Annotated in this window: 15 protein-coding genes; 9 read left to right on the forward strand and 6 right to left on the reverse strand. The window is 66.7% G+C overall.

The genetic code is table 11. The features are described 5' to 3' along the window. Positions 1 to 23: 23 nt before the first annotated feature. Positions 24 to 731, reverse strand: a complete 708-nt coding sequence (locus A5771_RS20920; protein WP_082947369.1) for a TetR/AcrR family transcriptional regulator — start codon at positions 729 to 731, stop codon at positions 24 to 26. Positions 732 to 820: 89 nt separating this feature from the next. Here A5771_RS20920 and A5771_RS20925 point away from each other — a divergent pair, with 89 nt between their 5' ends. Genes A5771_RS20925 through A5771_RS20935 form a run of 3 tightly spaced genes read left to right on the forward strand, consistent with a single transcriptional unit; the run spans position 821 to position 3288 of the window. Further along, on the forward strand, positions 821 to 1159 hold the full coding sequence (locus A5771_RS20925) for a DUF2563 family protein (RefSeq protein WP_234783150.1): 339 nt from the start codon (positions 821 to 823) through the stop codon (positions 1157 to 1159). An 11-nt stretch (positions 1160 to 1170) separates the two neighbouring features. Next, positions 1171 to 2643, forward strand: coding sequence for a hypothetical protein (locus A5771_RS20930; RefSeq protein ID WP_131808962.1), 1473 nt, complete (start codon positions 1171 to 1173; stop codon positions 2641 to 2643). Then, complete coding sequence (locus tag A5771_RS20935) at positions 2644 to 3288, forward strand: hypothetical protein (protein ID WP_064857109.1); 645 nt, start codon at positions 2644 to 2646, stop codon at positions 3286 to 3288. A gap of 5 nt (positions 3289 to 3293) precedes the next feature. On the opposite strand, the gene A5771_RS20940 is transcribed toward A5771_RS20935, so the two are convergent. After that, a complete protein-coding gene (locus A5771_RS20940; protein ID WP_064857170.1) occupies positions 3294 to 4202 on the reverse strand; it encodes an oxygenase MpaB family protein in 909 nt (302 codons plus the stop codon). Between the two features lie 67 nt (positions 4203 to 4269). Between A5771_RS20940 and A5771_RS20945 the strand changes: the two genes are divergently transcribed. Next, on the forward strand, positions 4270 to 4917 hold the full coding sequence (locus A5771_RS20945; RefSeq protein ID WP_064857110.1) for a TetR/AcrR family transcriptional regulator: 648 nt from the start codon (positions 4270 to 4272) through the stop codon (positions 4915 to 4917). Here the strand turns inward: A5771_RS20945 and A5771_RS20950 are convergent. Continuing rightward, a complete protein-coding gene (locus A5771_RS20950; RefSeq protein ID WP_064857111.1) occupies positions 4914 to 5489 on the reverse strand; it encodes a VOC family protein in 576 nt (191 codons plus the stop codon). The two genes, A5771_RS20945 and A5771_RS20950, sit on opposite strands and share 4 nt — an antisense overlap. 89 nt (positions 5490 to 5578) lie before the next feature. On the opposite strand from A5771_RS20950, the gene A5771_RS20955 reads away from it, so the two are divergent. From A5771_RS20955 to A5771_RS20970, 4 genes are all read left to right on the forward strand, one after another. Then, positions 5579 to 6238 carry a TetR/AcrR family transcriptional regulator gene (locus A5771_RS20955; RefSeq protein ID WP_207545489.1) on the forward strand — a complete coding sequence of 220 codons (660 nt, stop codon included), beginning with the start codon at positions 5579 to 5581 and terminating at the stop codon, positions 6236 to 6238. Further along, positions 6235 to 7191 (forward strand): 2-hydroxyacid dehydrogenase, encoded by a 957-nt coding sequence (locus A5771_RS20960; protein ID WP_234783151.1) that lies wholly within the window; start codon positions 6235 to 6237, stop codon positions 7189 to 7191. The genes A5771_RS20955 and A5771_RS20960 overlap by 4 nt, the downstream gene beginning before the upstream one ends. A gap of 32 nt (positions 7192 to 7223) precedes the next feature. Further along, positions 7224 to 9425, forward strand: a complete 2202-nt coding sequence (locus A5771_RS20965; protein WP_064857112.1) for an acyl-CoA dehydrogenase — start codon at positions 7224 to 7226, stop codon at positions 9423 to 9425. A 99-nt stretch (positions 9426 to 9524) separates the two neighbouring features. Further along, the gene (locus A5771_RS20970) at positions 9525 to 10235 is read left to right on the forward strand and encodes a TQO small subunit DoxA domain-containing protein (protein ID WP_082947370.1); all 711 of its coding nucleotides are present in this window, start codon (positions 9525 to 9527) and stop codon (positions 10233 to 10235) included. 84 nt (positions 10236 to 10319) lie between these two features. Here A5771_RS20970 and fadD2 read toward each other — a convergent pair whose 3' ends face one another. Further along, positions 10320 to 11990 (reverse strand): long-chain-fatty-acid--CoA ligase FadD2, encoded by a 1671-nt coding sequence (gene fadD2, locus A5771_RS20975; protein WP_064857113.1) that lies wholly within the window; start codon positions 11988 to 11990, stop codon positions 10320 to 10322. Positions 11991 to 12057: 67 nt separating this feature from the next. On the opposite strand from fadD2, the gene A5771_RS20980 reads away from it, so the two are divergent. After that, positions 12058 to 13287 (forward strand): DNA polymerase domain-containing protein, encoded by a 1230-nt coding sequence (locus A5771_RS20980; RefSeq protein ID WP_064857114.1) that lies wholly within the window; start codon positions 12058 to 12060, stop codon positions 13285 to 13287. Here the strand turns inward: A5771_RS20980 and A5771_RS20985 are convergent. Both A5771_RS20985 and A5771_RS20990 read right to left on the reverse strand, forming a co-directional pair. Continuing rightward, positions 13284 to 14945, reverse strand: coding sequence for an AMP-binding protein (locus A5771_RS20985; RefSeq protein WP_064857115.1), 1662 nt, complete (start codon positions 14943 to 14945; stop codon positions 13284 to 13286). The two genes, A5771_RS20980 and A5771_RS20985, sit on opposite strands and share 4 nt — an antisense overlap. Then, positions 14938 to 15843 (reverse strand): NAD(P)-dependent oxidoreductase, encoded by a 906-nt coding sequence (locus A5771_RS20990; protein WP_342707878.1) that lies wholly within the window; start codon positions 15841 to 15843, stop codon positions 14938 to 14940. The genes A5771_RS20985 and A5771_RS20990 overlap by 8 nt, the downstream gene beginning before the upstream one ends. Positions 15844 to 15862 lie beyond the last annotated feature (19 nt).

The following is a 15862-nucleotide window of genomic DNA, read 5'->3' on the forward strand; positions in this document are numbered from 1 at the left end:
CGCTGCGCCCCAAGGGTAGTTCCTCAGGACCGTTGCAGGGCCTCGATCACCGCGGTCAGCTCCTCGTCCGGGTCCAGCGCCACCCCGATCGAGCGGGCCGCGCCGTCGAGGATGAACCAGATGATGTCGGTCAGTGTTTCAGCCATCTGAGTGCGGGACCGGGTCGGCGGGGACTCCGACAACCAACTCGCCAGTGTCGCATCGACCATGGTGACGACCACGAACGGCACCGACTCGAATACCTCGCCGCCCATCCCGATGGCTTCGGCGAGCGAAGAGATGGCGTCCGCCCCCCGCAGCGCGATGCGGCGCTTGAGCTCTTCGGTGGCGTCCTGCGAACCTTCCAAAGCCGGTCCGCGACGGGCGAATTCGTTCAGCGATTGGTGGTCGACCATCCAGTCGGCCACCGCCAGTAGCGAGCGGTTGAGGATCTCCCGCAGCGACCCGCTGGAGACGTCGAGCTTGGCGTCGAGCACCGCGGCGAAGTCGTCGATCAGATACGAGCGGATCCGGCGCTCCAATTCGTCTTTGCCGCTGAACTGTCGATAGACCACCGACTTGGCGACACCGGCGCGTTTGGCGATGGCCTGCACCGAGATATCCGCGCCGGCGGGACTGTCCTCGATCACCTGCACCGCCGCCCGCAGGATCTGCGTGCGGCGTTCGGCGTTGTGCTGCTGCCAGCGCGCCTCATAGCCGCTCAGCGCGGCGGGCGTCGTGGCTGATGACATGGGGATGAGCGTACCGGCGGACAGGCGCGCATCAGCCCGATCATCGCCGGGTGAATTGACGCTGGCGGGGCCGGCTGCCAGAGTTGTCGATGACTGAGCTGAGAGGGGTTGCGGTGTTTGTCGATCCGGCGATGCTGAAAGCGGGAGCGTCGGATTCTCACAGTGCTGCACAGCATGCCCGGGCCGGGGCAGCGTCACTGGGACAGGACGGCGTCGCTACAGGCATTTTCGGGAGCTTCGGAGCCGCCGACGTCTTCCACCAGGCGCTCTCGGCCAGCCACACCGAGCACATCTCCACCCTCAACGACCACCACCGGACGCTGGCCGATCTCGCCGACAAAGCCCACCTGGCCAGGCGCGGATTCACCGACATGGACCAGGCAAACGCGGCCGAACTTCGCGCGGTGCGGTGCAACTCCAATACCTGAACCTGCCGTGGGTGATCGCGGCTGCCGGTGGGGATCCATGGCAGGTCAACCTCACGCTACAAAGCGGCAACCCGGCCGTCGTCGACGAACTGGCGCAGGCCTTCCACAACGCGGGCTCATGCACCGCCGAGTCCAGCGCCGCGTTCGCGGAAGCTCGCCGCCGGTTCCAGGCCGCCTGGAACCGGGAGAACGGTGAACATCCGATCAACGACTCCGCCGAAGTGCAACGCGCCACGACCACCTTGCACCTGCAGCAAATCCAGCTCGCCGCGATCGGCACCGACTTGGAAGGCATCGCCGCGGCGCTGGCCGAGGCCCAGAAATCGGCGGCTGAAAAAATCAATGCTCTGGAGGCCCAGCTTCAGGCGATCGATGACCGCATCGGGATTCTGTTGGCGCACGAGGCCGACACCGACGTCTCGGAGTTGCTTGAGATCGCGGTCGACGATACCGCCGGAATCCTGCATCAACTCGAAAAGCTGCGCGACGACTACGCCACCGTCCTGCAAGAGGCCACCACCAAACTGCTCTCCGCTGGTTACGATCCGGCACCTTTGCACGGCTATGACGGCGACGGCCAACCGAACCAAGACCAGCAGGCCGATCAGGCTGCCGGGAGCTACGGCACCACCCAGCGTGGTCGCGATCAGGAGTTGGTGGACAGCCCCGGCGAGATGACGCCGGAGAAGGCGGCCGCCGCGGCGCGGTTGCGCGACTATGCCACCGTCACCGATCCGGCCGCCGATCCTCAGGCTCGACGCCTGGCGGGTGACCGACTTGAGGACTACCGCATGGCCCACTTCATCGGCCCGCTGCCGATGGACCCGGTGCTGGGCGGTGACGCACGGAGCAATGCCGCCAACCGACTGGACCTACAACGCCGGCTGGAATCCGGGGCGCTGCACCCCGACCTTCCGCCAATGACACCGGACCAGGCCACCCGGGCCCTCGACGACGCCGAAGCGGCCGCCCGCGCGTTGGCGATCAACAGCTTCGCCGACCGCCTTCGCAATAACGGTGTCTCCTCCGGAGGTGTCCAACAGGCCATCACCGCCATCAAGAACGGGACACCGCCCAGGGAGTTCTTCAACCAGCTTTCGAATGCAACTTCCGCTGTGGGCGGAGGCTTGGAGACGCGCGGCGCGACTCTGCCTACCGGACGGCACACGCTCGACGGTCACGTGTTCTCGAAAGCCGATGCCGATGCGCTGACGAAAGTCGGCAATGACTTGGGGCACGCGGCAATAGGACTCGATGGAGCACTATCCCTCCTGGACATAAAGGCAGGCGAGATCTCGGCCCAACAAGGGATCGCGGAATTCGGCGGCCGTTTTGTGGGCGGTGAAGCCGGTGCGTGGGGCGCTGGACTGGCGATGTCCTTCGTGGCCGCCCCTGAGATCGTCGTGCCCGTCGTAGTGATCGCCGGAATAATCGGGGGCTCACAAGCGGGACAGGAAATAGTCGATCGGATTTTGGGATACTAAATGAGCAATGGGTTCATAGTTGCGGCTTGTGTGTGCATCGTGGCTGGAATCAGCGTGGACCGATTGAAAATGCCCCTGGAATCGCGGCGTCGTATTTACTGGTATCTTTCAGCCCTCGCCGCGATATTCGTAATCCTTGGCTCTTACAACGACTTGCAAATGCTCCTCGCGCTACTTTTCATCGTCACGCTGACGACCGTGGGCTCAGCATACGCCTTTACTCCTTACATTCGGATTCGCGGCCGAATCTACGCCTTCCAACCAGTTCACATCAATGCCGAGTCCAAAGATGCAAACGCCAAACTTCAGCGTCACGAACTGATCGCCACCCCTCCGAAGATGTGGTGGATAGTCGCTGGTTTCGCCCTGGCGTTCGATGCCGCGTTATGCAGTTCATTGCTCCCTGGGCGCGAAAGAATCAATTTTCAAGACGATCGAGAGCTGATTCTGCTGGCGCTCGCTTTCTGCCTATTGTTCAGCGTCGGTCTCGGCTACGGCGAAGCGAAGTTCGGCTATCCGATCGCCCAACGGCAGCGCCTGCAGTTCGTCATCGCGACGATCTCGTCGGCCGGCCTGTTCGCCATGCTCTACCTGACGTCCTACTACCTGACGGCGCTAACCAGGGGACGCAGCAGCGGCAGCTGACCGCCTCAGACCAGCGGCCGGCCCGTCCGCATCCGCCACCGCATGTCGGCCATCAGAGCGTTGAACGGGAAGCGCCGTAGCGGCCCCGGTGTCACGTTGTTGACAATCCGCAGCAGGGCGATTAGGGCGTCGAACTGTCGCTGCTTGTCGGCATCCCACGACAGCCGCATCTCATCGCGAAACCGTTGCGGCAGAAAGCCAGTCGTGATGAACAGCATCGGCCCCTCGACCAGCTTGTGCAGCGGGCCGGGCAGCGTCACGCCTCGCATCCGGACCGCGGCGATGCGGTACAGGTAATCGCGGATCGGGCCGTCGATGTGGATGTTGGTGTTCAACTGATCCTGCCAGTACTTGTCGAACGCCTCCCGGTCCGCCGGCCACATCTCCTCTTTCATCTGCAACGCGGTGCCGAAGATTTTGGCCTCTTGGTAGTGGCGTTCGGCCGCCTCGTCGTCCATCTCGCCATAGAACATCCGGTAGAGGTCGACCGAGCCTTTGTACAAACACGCCGCCACCCACAGCTGCAGTTCGGGGTCAAAGGCGTTGTACTTGACCGGGCTGCCCTTAGTGGAGCGGACCTGCCGATGGGCCCCGTCGACCGCGTCCTTGAACGCCTGCCGTTCGGCCGCACTGCCCAAGGCCACCACCGCCAGATAGCCGATCGTGGTGCGGGCCCGCTTGAACGGGTGCAGATCCGCGCGGCCGCTGTCGACTTTGCTCTCCAGCACCCCGTAGCCCACGCCCGGGCGCGCCAACTGCATGATCACGTTGGCCGAGCCGGCCATCAACGACAAGCCGAACATGCCGTCGGACATGTCCACGCCGTGTTGCTGCTGGGGGGCGCGCCGGCGGGTCGGGTCCGGCGGCGCGCTGACCGGCCGCTCCACCTGCTCAAGCCCTGCGCCTGTCGTCATCGCCACCACCCCATTTCTGAGAACGCCTGTTTCCTGATATTGGTCCGCGTTTGGCCTCGGTGTCAAGATGGTGGGCATGGTTTCCACGAACGCCCCGGGGGCGCGCCCGTACGGCGGTATCGACGCCGCCGACCGGCTCGCGTCGCGCCGCGCCAAACTTCTCGAGGCCGGACTCGACCTACTCGGCGCCGACGTTCCGCAGGCTGTCGAGTTGACCGTGCGGGGCATCTGCCGGCAGGCCGGCCTGACCGCACGCTACTTCTACGAAAGCTTCGCCGACAAGGACGAATTCGTCAGCGCGGTCTTCGATACCGTGATCGCCGACCTGGCCGCGAAGACCCAGGCGGTCGTACAGTCGGCGCCGCCCGACCAGCAGACCCGGGCCGGCATCGCCAACATCGTGCGAACGATCGCCGGCGACGCCCGGATCGGGCGGCTGCTGTTCGGCGTGCATCTGAGCAACGCGGTCGTCGTACGCAAGCGGGTGGAATCCACTGCGCTGCTGGCGATGCTGTCGGGTCAGCACGCCGGCACCGCGCTGCGCTTGCCCGAAAACGACCGGATCAAGGCGGCCGGTCACTTCGTCGTCGGCGGGGTGGCCCAGACGATCAGCGCCTGGCTGGCCGGTGAAGTGCGGTTCAAACCGGAACGGTTGATCGAGCAATTGGCCGCACTGCTGGACAAACTCGGCGATCCTGGGCTGTATCGGGACTAGGTCGCCGCCGCGACCCGCCGGTCGGCCTGGGTCTTCGGGGTGGCGTGTTCCTCGTCTGCCGTGAATTCTTTTGTCCAACAGGCGAATTCCAACGTAATTCCATCCGGGTCGAAGAAGTAGAATGACCGCACGTAGACGCCGGGGTGCAGGGTTGCGCTGACCTGGTAGTCGGACATGTCGTGATTGAGGACGGGGCCGACCCGCACGCCCTTGTCCTTGAGGCGCTGGCGATAAGCATCGAATTTCTCGGCAGGCACGTGGAACGCGAGGTGGTTCATACTGCTCACCGCGCTGGTGATCTCACCGACGCCGGGGATCGCGGCCGGCGAGGAGATGCCCGGTACGCGGTCGGGGGCGTCGGCGAACCAGAAGAACGCGACGCAGTCACCGTTGCCGGCATCGAAGAAGAAGTGCTGACCCATCCCGCCGGGCAGGTCCAGTGACTTGACCAGCGGCATGCCGAGCACATTGCTGTAGAAGTCGACCGTGCGCGCCATGTCGGCGCAGACCAGCGCGACGTGATTGATTCCGCTGATCTCGAACTCGGTGTTGACACCGCGCGGTTTGATCATGGCGACTCCTCTGGTCAAGACCCGGATCTGAATCTAACATCAGATTCAGTTCTTATCCAGACTCTCCAGTGACAGGAATCGGTGATTCGGTGGCGACCCTTTCCGAGCAGCCCGCTCCTCGCGCCCCATTGCCCACCCACCGGGGCCGGCGCACTCAGGCCGCGATCGACGCGGCCGCGCGCGCGGTGATCGCCCGCAAAGGGGTGCTGGCCACCACCATCGCCGACATCGCCGCCGAGGCCGGCCGGTCGGCGGCGTCGTTCTACAACTACTACGACTCCAAAGAGGCCATGGTCCGGGAGTGGGCACTGCGCTTTCGCGACGAGGCCGGCGAGCGGGCATCCGGCGCGGTGCGCCACGGGCTGTCCAACCGGGAGCGGATCGAGCAGGCTGCCGCCGCACACTGGTACACCTACCGCAACCGGCTGGCCGAGATGGTCGGGGTCTCCCAGCTGGCGATGGTCAACGACGACTTCGCCCGGTACTGGGCCGAGATCTGCGCGGTGCCGGCAACTTTCATCACCGAGATGGTGAAGCGCGCCCAAGCCGACGGCTATTGTGCCGATGACGACCCGGAACTGCTCGCGGTGGCGATCGTGTCGATGCTCAACCAGTTCTGCTACGTCCAACTGGCCACCGCGCGTCCAGCGGGCTCCGAGCCGGATGACCTGGACGACGAAGCGTGCATCCGCACCCTGGCCAATGTCTTCTATCGGGCCATCTACGCCGAGCCGATGGACCAGCAGTGAGCCTGCGCGTCCTGGCGCACTTCGTCCCCGGCCCCAAGGTCAGTGATTTCGTTGCACCCGAGTCTGATTGGCTGGACATCCGGTGGTGCGCCGCCGACGACGACACCACCTTCCGCCGCGAGCTGACCGATGCCGAGGTGATCTGGCATGTGCTGCGGCCGCTGACCGGGGAGGAGCTGCGCAGCGCGCCCTGGCTGCGGCTGGTGCACAAGTTCGGCGTCGGGATCAACACCATCGACGTCGACGCCGCCACCGCATGCGGTGTCGCAGTAGCCAATATGCCTGGCGCCAACGCGGCCTCGGTGGCCGAAGGCACCGTCCTGCTGATGCTGGCCGTGTTGCGCCGGCTGCTGCCGCTGGATCGCGCGACCCGGCAGGGCCGCGGCTGGCCCACCGATCCCGCGCTGGGCGAGCACTGCCGCGACATCGGCGGCTGCACCGTCGGTTTGGTCGGGTACGGCAGCATCGCCCAACGGGTGGCCGGGATGGTGAGCGCGATGGGCGCCCGGGTGCTGCACACCAGCACCGGCGACGATGGCCGGCCCGGCTGGCGACCGCTGCCGGATCTGCTGGCCGAAGCCGACGTCGTGTCACTGCATGTGCCGCTCACCGCAGCGACCGAGGGACTGATCGACCGCGCCGGCCTGCAGCGGATGAAACCGGACGCGGTGTTGATCAACACCTCCCGCGGCCAAGTCGTCGACGAACCCGCCCTGGCCGAGGCGCTGGCCGGCGGACAGCTGGCCGGCGCGGGACTCGACGTGTTCGCCGTCGAACCGGTCGGCGCCGACAACCCTTTGCTCGGCCTGGACAACGTGGTGCTGACCCCGCACGTCAGCTGGTACACCGCCGACACCATGCGGCGTTATCTGACCGCGGCCGTCGACAACTGCCGTCGACTGCGCGACGGCCAACCCCTGACCCATGTCGTCAACCAACCGTCTGGTTGTTAGTTTGGCCACACGCACAACCCGAAAGGCACATCATGGCGATAGCGATCACCTCTGAGCATCAGGACCTGGCCGATTCCGTGCGGTCCCTGCTGACCCGGGCGGTGCCGTCCGAGATGCTGCACGCGGCGATGGACTCCCCGATCGAGAATCCGCCGCCGTACTGGCGGGCCGCCGCCGAGCAGGGCTTGGCGGGCGTGCACCTGGCCGAGCAGGCCGGCGGGCAGGGTTTCGGCATCCTGGAGCTGGCGGTGGTGCTGGCCGAGTTCGGCTACGGCGCGGTGCCGGGCCCGTTCGTGCCGTCGGCGATCGCCAGCGCCCTGATCGCCGCCCACGACCCGGCCGCCCCCGAGCTGGCCGGCCTGGCCACCGGCGAGGTCATCGCCACCTACACGCTCAGCCCGGGTCTGACCGCCACCGCCCACGGTGACGGGTTGGTGATCCGCGGCGAGGCCCGCGCTGTCGCGGCGGCCGCCGAGGCGTCGGTGCTGGTGCTGCCTGTGGCGATCGACAGTGGTGTGGCGTGGGTGGTGCTGACCGCCGACCAACTCGAGATCGAGCCGGTGACCAGCGTGGACCCGCTGCGTCCGATCGCCCACGTGCGGGCCAACGGCGTCGAGGTCGCCCAGGCGGCCGTCCTGAACAACCTGAGCCAGGTGCGGGCCCAGGCGCTGATCTCAACCCTGCTGTCCGCGGAAGCGGTCGGCGTGGCCCGTTGGGCCACCGACACCGCCGCCGAGTACGCCAAGATCCGCGAGCAGTTCGGCCGGCCGATCGGCCAGTTCCAGGCCATCAAGCACAAGTGCGCCGAGATGATCGCCACCACCGAGCGGGCCACCGCCGCGGTCTGGGACGCCGCCCGGGCGATCGACGAGGCCGACCAAAACAGTTGGGACGAGACCGCGAGCTCGACGGTGCAGTTCGCCACGGCAGTGGCGGCCACCCTGGCGCCGGAGGCAGCGCAACATTGCACCCAGGACTGCATCCAGGTGCACGGCGGGATCGGCTTCACCTGGGAGCACGACGCGGGCGTCTATTACCGCCGGGCGCTGATCCTGGCCGCCTCGTTCGGCCGCCGCGCCGACTATCCCCAGCAGGTCCTGGACACCGCCACCGCCGGTGGCATGCGCAAGATCGACATCGACCTGGATCCCGAAACCGAGAAGCTGCGCGCCGAGATCCGCGCCGAGGTGGCCGCCCTCAAGGCCTTGCCGCACGAGGAGCGCACCGTGGCGATCGCCGAGGGCGGCTGGGTGCTGCCCTATTTGCCGAAGCCTTGGGGACGGGCCGCCGAACCGATCGAGCAGATCATCATCGAGCAGGAGTTCGCCGCCGGGCGGGTACGCCGGCAGGCGATGGGCATCGCAGCGTGGCTCATCCCGTCGATCGTGGCGTTCGGCACCGACGAACAGAAGCAGCGTTTCCTGCCGCCCACCTTCCGCGGGGAAATGGTGTGGTGCCAACTGTTTTCCGAGCCCGGAGCGGGCTCGGACCTGGCCAGCCTGACCACCAAGGCCACCAAGGTCGACGGCGGCTGGCGGATCAGCGGGCAGAAGATCTGGACGTCGGCCGCGCAGTTCTCCGCCTGGGGCGCCCTGCTGGCCCGGACCGACTCTTCGGTTCCCAAACACGATGGCATCACTTACTTCCTGCTGGACATGAAAAGCGAAGGGGTAACCATCAGCCCGCTGCGTGAACTCTCCGGCGGGGCGATGTTCAACACGGTGTTCATCGACGACGTGTTCGTCCCGGACGAGTTGGTGCTCGGCGAGGTGAACCGGGGCTGGGAAGTCAGCCGCAACACACTGACGGCCGAACGGGTCTCGATCGGCGGCTCGGAGATGCCGTTCCTGGCCAGCCTCGACGGGTTCGTGGAGTTCATGCGCGACGGCCAGTTCGATCAGGGTGAGCACCGCCGGGCCGGGGAGTTGATCGCCGAGGGGCACGCCGCCAAGCTGCTCAATCTGCGCTCGACCCTGCTGACGCTGGCCGGTCGCGACCCGATGCCGGCGGCGGCGGTGTCCAAGCTGCTGTCGATGCGCACCACCCAGGGCTACGCCGAGTTCGCGGTGAGCACGTTCGGGGGCGACGCCGCGATCGGCGACCGCGACCAGCTGCCCGGTAAGTGGACCGAGTATCTGTTAATGAGCCGTGCCACAACGATTTACGGCGGCACGTCGGAGGTTCAGCTCAACATCATCGCCGAGCGGCTGCTGGGGCTGCCCCGCGACCCGTAGTTCCGCGAGCAGACGCGAAAGCCCCCAAATCTACTGGAATTTGGGGGCTTTCGCGTCTGCTCGGCGCAAGGGGATTGCGCTGCTAGCATCACCAGAATCATGAGCTTGGCCGTCTTCGGATTGGCGTTCGGCATCCTGCTCAGTGCCGGTTGGCTGGGCACTACCTGCCTGGACGAGTGGCAAATCGGCATCCTCGGGGCGGCGTGCGGGTTGATGCTGTTTTTGAGCGGTGGCGGACACTATTCGGTCGATCGTGTGCTATGTGAACGCCTTCCGAAACTGGGTCAGCGGAAATCGCTGCGCTGGTTGACTTCCGGTGAAATCAGCGTCCGTGAGCCGGCGGTGCTCGCCGGCTCACTAGCCGTCCTGGCATTGGCGTTGTTTGCCAACCAGCATTTCCACGGCGGGGTATACGGCCCGCTGCACAACAAATCAGTGGCACCGCAAATCGAGATCACCGATGCGCGCATCGACGGCGGCAGTCTGCGGTTTCAGGTGTTCCGCACCGAAGGCGCCGACGTGTACGGCTCCTTCTTGATCGGCGTCAGCGTCCGTAACGACAGCACCGGCGATACCGTCGTGCAGCTGGACGGCACCCAGCTGAGTCGGCTGCCCGAGGCGGCGATAGCCAATCGCTATGTGGCCAAGGTGAAACCGGGCGCGCACAGCCTGGTGGTCCCGTTGGGCGCGAAAGCGCAACTGACGATCCCGACCGAGAAAACCCGGTGGGATGCCACCCACCCATACACGCTCGTACTCACCGATATCAGCGGCGCCACTTGGGAACAGGCAGTCAGCATCGGCGCGTGAGGGGTGCCGTGAGCGTGCGCGGTTGTACACAAACACCGGCGTGGCGGCGAGCAAACACGCACGCTCGCGCCAAAGAACCCGGCCCTATAGCTCGCGGAGTTCGCGCTTGAGAATCTTGCCGGTGGGGTTGCGCGGGAGCTCATCGAGGAACACCACCTCGCGCGGCACCTTGTAGCGGGCCAGGTGCTCCTTGACGTACCCCTTGATGGCGTCCTCGTCGACGCTGGAGCCTTCCTTTTTGACCACGAAGGCGCGCAGCCGCGCACCCCACTCCTTGTCGTCGACGCCCAGAGCGGTCGCCTCGACCACGTCGGGATGGCCGCTGATGAGGTCTTCGACCTCGGCCGGGAAGACGTTCTCGCCGCCGGAGACGATCATCTCGTCGTCGCGGCCGCTGACGTAGAGCAGGTTTCGCTCGTCGAAGTAACCGACGTCGCCGGAGGACAGCAGCCCGTCGATGATCTGCTTGCCACCGCCGCCGGTATAGCCCTCGAACGGGAAGAAGTTGCCGACGAAGATCCGCCCCACCTCGCCCTGCGGCAGATCGTGACCGTTGTCGTCGAGGATTCTGACCTTGACACCCTTGACCACCCGTCCCACCGTCGCCGGGTTGTATTGCAGGTCGTCCGGATCGGCGATGGTGGCGAACGCGACCTCGGTGGAGCCGTACATGTTGTAGATCACCGGCCCGAGGTCCTTCATCGCCCGGGTGGCCAACTCGGCCCCGAGCTGCGACCCCGAAACGAACACGATCCGCAGGTGCGACAGGTCCGGTTTGGGGCTGGTCTTCTCCAGCTGGTCGAGGATCCGCGACAGCATGACCGGGACGACGACGATCCCCGTCACTTTGTGCTTTTCCAGGTCCTCCAGCACGGTGGCCGGCTTGAAGCGCCGGCGCAGCACCAACGTCGAGCCGAAGAACATCGCCAGGGTTCCGTGCAGGTAGCCCAGCGCATGGAACATCGGCGAGGGCAACGACGTCACCTCACCGGCGCGGAACGGAACGTGCGACAGGATTCCGCCGATCGGCGCCAGCGTGGGCGGGGTACTGCGGTTGGCGCCTTTGGGGGTGCCGGTGGTGCCCGAGGTCAGGATGATGATCGACGCGTGCTTGGTGACCTTCGGCGCCGGCGCCTTGCTGCTGCGGGCGATCAGCTGGGCCAGCGTCTCGTCGGTGCTGCCCGACGGTTCCTCCGAATCCGGGTTGACGCCCAGCGCCCGCAGTTTGCCCAGCGGTGGGTCGGCCTTCGCGACCGCAGCGGTGTATTCGTCGTCGTAGATGATCAGTTTTGCGCCTTCGCGTTCGGAGACGTCCTTGATCTGCGGGCCGGAGAATTCGCTGTTCAGCAGGATCAGCCGGGCCCCGACCCGGGCGCAGCCGTAGTTGGCGATCAGAAACCAGCGGTGGTTGCGGGCCAGGATCGCCACCCCGTCGCCGCCCCGCACGCCCATCGCCAGCAGGCCGTTGGCTACCGCGTTGGCGGCCGCGTCGAGTTCTTTGAAGGTGATGCTGCCGTCGTCGTCGATGACGGCGAGGCCATTGGGGTTGCGGCGGGCATTGAGGGCCGGAATCATTCCCAGCTCGCCCCACCGGGCCCCGTCGACGAGTGCGTTCGCGATGATGCGCGGCGACTCGAGTCGCAGGGCACCGGATTCGATGACCTTGCGCAGATAGTGCAGCTCGGCGCTACCGCGTTCGAGGTAGCGGCTGAGCGTGGTTACGGCCTGGCCGGGCAGGTCGGTGAGCTTTGCCATGGAGCAACCTTATGTGACACAGGTCGCTGCCGGGCAGCGGATTCGGCCTCATCGTTAGCATGGCTTCATGGCCGGCGGGTTGTCGCTGGAAGTGGCGGGACACCGGGTGGCGGTTACCCACCCGGACAAGGTGGTGTTCCCGGGCCACAACGGCAGCGCCCCGCGCACCAAACTGGACCTGATCCACTACTACCTGGCGGTGGCAGACGGCGCGTTGCGCGGCGTGGCCGGGCGGCCGATGATCCTCAAACGCTTCGTCGACGGCATCGACGCCGAAGCGGTCTTCCAGAAGCGGGCACCGGCCAAACGTCCCGAGTGGGTGTCGGTGGCCGAGCTGCGCTATGCCTCGGGCCGGTCGGCGCAAGAGGTCGTCATCGACGATGCAGCCGGGCTGGCCTGGGTGATCAACCTGGGCTGCGTGGATCTCAACCCGCACCCGGTGCTCGCCGGCGACTTGGACCACCCCGACGAGTTGCGGGTCGACCTCGATCCGATGCCCGGCGTCAGCTGGCCACAGATCGTCGAGGTGGCCATGCTGGCCCGAGATGTACTGTCCGACCACGGGCTGACCGCGTGGCCGAAGACATCCGGCTCGCGGGGCATGCACATCTATGCCCGCATCGCGCCTCGCTGGCAGTTCGGTCAGGTTCGGCTGGCGGCGCAGGCGGTGGCCCGCGAGATCGAGCGGCGCGCCCCCGAGTCGGCCACCAGCCGGTGGTGGAAAGAGGAACGGCACGGCGTCTTCGTGGACTTCAACCAGAACGCCAAGGACCGCACCGTCGCCTCGGCCTACTCGGTGCGCGCCACCGCCGACGCCCGGGTGTCGACACCGCTGTACTGGGACGAGGTCACCGACGTCGACCCGGCAGCATTCACCATCGAAACGGTCCCCGAGCGGTTCGCGCGCGGCGGCGACCCGTGGGAAGCAATGGATGACGCTGTCGGCGACCTCGAGTCGCTGCTGGAGCTGGCCGAAGCGCAGGGCCCAGCGGAGAAGGCCCCGAAAGGGGCCCGCAAGAACGTCGACGGGCGCCGCACCTCACCGCTGCCGCTGATCGAGATCGCCCGCACCAAAACCAAAGACGAGGCAATGGCCGCCCTGGACGTCTGGCGGGAGCGGCACGCCGCGGCTGCCAAACGGCTGGCGCCGGAGGACGTACTCGTCGACGGCATGCGCGGGCCGAGCTCGATCTGGTATCGGATCCGGATCAACCTACAGCACGTCCCGGCCGGGCAGCGCCCGCCGCAGGAGGAGCTGATCGCCGACTACAGCCCTTGGGAGAGCCGGAAAGGCTAGCGGGGGGCGGAGATATAGCGCTGCCGCCCGTAGGACGCGAATTCGGCATCCAGAGACCGCTTGTCGTCCTCGGTCATCCGGGCGTAGACCGGCCCGCTGCGCCCGGCCCAGCGGTAGACCGGATCGTCGGTGTGCCAGCGTTGTTCCTGCAGTTCGCGTTTGAGCACCTTGTTCGAACCCGTGACCGGCAGGCCGGCCGAGATCCGCAGGAACCGGGGTATGCCCTTGCTGCCGAGGTCGGCCTGGGCGGCCAGATACGCCCCGAATTGCGCTACGTCGAAGCCCTCGGGATCGGCGACCTCGATCGCGCCCATCACCTGGTCACCAGAGCGGGGGTCGGGCACCGCGTACACCCCCGCGCTGAGGACCAGCGGATGCCGGCGCAGCACCCGTTCGATGGTCAGTGCCGAGGTGTTCTCACCGTCGACCCGGATCCAGTCGCCGCGCCGGCCGGCGAAGTACAGGAAGCCGGCCTCGTCGCGGTAGCCGAGATCGCCGGTCCAATACCAGCCTTCGCGCACCTTTTCGGCGTCGGCGTCCTCGTTTTTGTAGTAGCCCTCGAAGTCGCGGGCTCCGGTCTTGTCGACAATCTCGCCGACCGCTTCGTCAGCGTTGGACACCCGCCCGTGCTCATCGAGGATCGCGGTGGCGCACTCGGCTCGGGTCTGCGGGTCGACGACGGCGATGCCTGCGTGCGCCGGACGCCCCAGCGCGCCGGCCGGCGCCGCCGGGTCGGGCACCGCGGCGTTGCCGCCCTCGCTGGAGCCGTAGCCCTCATGCAGCACGGCGCCGAACCGGCGGAGGAACTCGGCCTGATCCTGCGGCGACGCCTCGGTGCCGAAGCCGCGGACCAGGGTGTTGTCCGCATCGTCGGGACGCTCCTCGGTGGCCAGCAGATAGCCCAGGGCCTTGCCGACATAGGTGAAGTACGTCGCACCGAAGTAGCGCACATCGGGCAAGAACCGCGACGCCGAGAATTTCGGCGTCAGGCAGACCGTGGCCCCGTTGGCCAGCGCCGGCGCCCACAGCGCCATGATCGCGTTGCCGTGAAACAGCGGCATGCAGCAGTAGTCGACGTCGTCGCGGACATGGCCGAACTTCGCGGTGGCGGTCTCGGCGATCCGGGCCAGCCGGCCCTGGCTGCACTTGACCGCCTTCGAGGCGCCGGTGGTGCCGGAGGTGAACAGCAGCAACAGCAACGATTCAGGCCCGACGCCTGCCGCGACGGCCGGCTCGACCCGGTGCGCCTCAACCAGCGCGGTGTACTCGGGGTCGTCGACGACCAGGAAACGCGTGGGTTCCAGTCCGTGGTCCAGGTCGCGCAGCCGCTCTGATCCGCTCGCGTCGGTGACGATCAGCTGGCAGTCCGCGTGGCGGATCTCGGCGGCCAACTCGGCGTCGCCGCGAGTGGGGTTGATCCCGACCACGGCGGCACCCGCCAGCGCACCGGCACCGAGCCAGAACACGAAATCTTGCGTGTTCTCCAGCAGGACCCCGATGTGAAACGGCCCGTCCCGGCGCAACGCCGACGCCAACGAGGCGCGCGCGGCGGATTCCCGCACCACCTCATCCCAGGTCCAATCCCGCTGTCGGGTAAGCAATCCCGGATGGTGATCGCCGAGTCGGTCGAGCAGCATGGAAGCGATGTCGTCAGGCATTCGCTGCGGGCGCGGCGCGCCGTCGGGTGACCTCGGCGATGCTCGCCCAGTCCAGTTCCGCGCCAACGTGTTCAACGGCTTCCTCGAAGATCCCTTGCAGCACTGGGCCGGTAGGCAGCTCAACCCCCAGGTCGTCGGCCATGCCGAGGGCCAGCCGAAGATCCTTGAGCCCGAGCTCACTGGTGAATCCCGGCGGTGAGTAGCTGCTGGCAGCAATGGCACGCCCGTATCCGCCGTAAACCGGCCCCGGAAGGATGGAGTCGTTGATCAGATCGACAAACGCGCCGGTGTCGAGACCACGCGCGCCGAGCAAGGTGACCGATTCGGCCAGCGCCTGTAGCGCGTGAATGATGAGATAATTGGCCGAGATCTTGACGGCGGGAGCCGATTCCGCGGACGGCCCAAAGTCCCAAACCCGCCGACCCATCGCTTCGAGCGGGGCCCTAACGACCGTTCGACTCTCCGGATCGCCGGAGACCAGAATGGTGAGGTTGCCGGTCGTCACCGCTTCCGGCCGGCCGAGAACCGGAGCACTGACGTACCGGCTACCGTGCTCCGTAGCGGCAGAGGCTAATTCGCGTGCGGTCGCCGGGCTGATCGTGGCGTGGTTGACATGGATGAAACCTTCCGAGGCGGCGGCCAGCCGATCGGGGCTAAAGACCTGACGTACCGCGTCATCGTTGCTCAACATGGAGAAGACCACTCCGGTTGCGATAACGTCCTCAGGGCCTGAGCCGAGGGTGGCACCGCGCTCGACGAGCGCGGCCGCCTTGGCCGCAGTCCGGCTCCACACCGTCACGTCATAGCCGGCATCGATCAGACGGGCCGCCATCGCGATGCCCATGTTCCCCGCGCCGATGAACCCGACGCGATTTGGCTTTTCGTCCACGTCCTTCAATGCCCTTCTCCTCCCTTGA

The organism is Mycolicibacter sinensis, from assembly GCF_001667375.1.
Lineage (GTDB): Bacteria > Actinomycetota > Actinomycetes > Mycobacteriales > Mycobacteriaceae > Mycobacterium > Mycobacterium sinense_A.

Coding starts and splice junctions, on each gene's coding strand:
- A5771_RS20970 (WP_082947370.1), top strand. CDS start 9,525: ATGAGCTTGGCCGTCTTCGGATTGGCGTTCGGCATCCTGCTCAGTGCC.
- A5771_RS20945 (WP_064857110.1), top strand. CDS start 4,270: ATGGTGGGCATGGTTTCCACGAACGCCCCGGGGGCGCGCCCGTACGGC.
- A5771_RS20980 (WP_064857114.1), top strand. CDS start 12,058: ATGGCCGGCGGGTTGTCGCTGGAAGTGGCGGGACACCGGGTGGCGGTT.
- fadD2 (WP_064857113.1), bottom strand. CDS start 11,990: ATGGCAAAGCTCACCGACCTGCCCGGCCAGGCCGTAACCACGCTCAGC.
- A5771_RS20940 (WP_064857170.1), bottom strand. CDS start 4,202: ATGACGACAGGCGCAGGGCTTGAGCAGGTGGAGCGGCCGGTCAGCGCG.
- A5771_RS20935 (WP_064857109.1), top strand. CDS start 2,644: ATGAGCAATGGGTTCATAGTTGCGGCTTGTGTGTGCATCGTGGCTGGA.
- A5771_RS20985 (WP_064857115.1), bottom strand. CDS start 14,945: ATGCCTGACGACATCGCTTCCATGCTGCTCGACCGACTCGGCGATCAC.
- A5771_RS20950 (WP_064857111.1), bottom strand. CDS start 5,489: ATGATCAAACCGCGCGGTGTCAACACCGAGTTCGAGATCAGCGGAATC.
- A5771_RS20925 (WP_234783150.1), top strand. CDS start 821: ATGACTGAGCTGAGAGGGGTTGCGGTGTTTGTCGATCCGGCGATGCTG.
- A5771_RS20965 (WP_064857112.1), top strand. CDS start 7,224: ATGGCGATAGCGATCACCTCTGAGCATCAGGACCTGGCCGATTCCGTG.
- A5771_RS20920 (WP_082947369.1), bottom strand. CDS start 731: ATGTCATCAGCCACGACGCCCGCCGCGCTGAGCGGCTATGAGGCGCGC.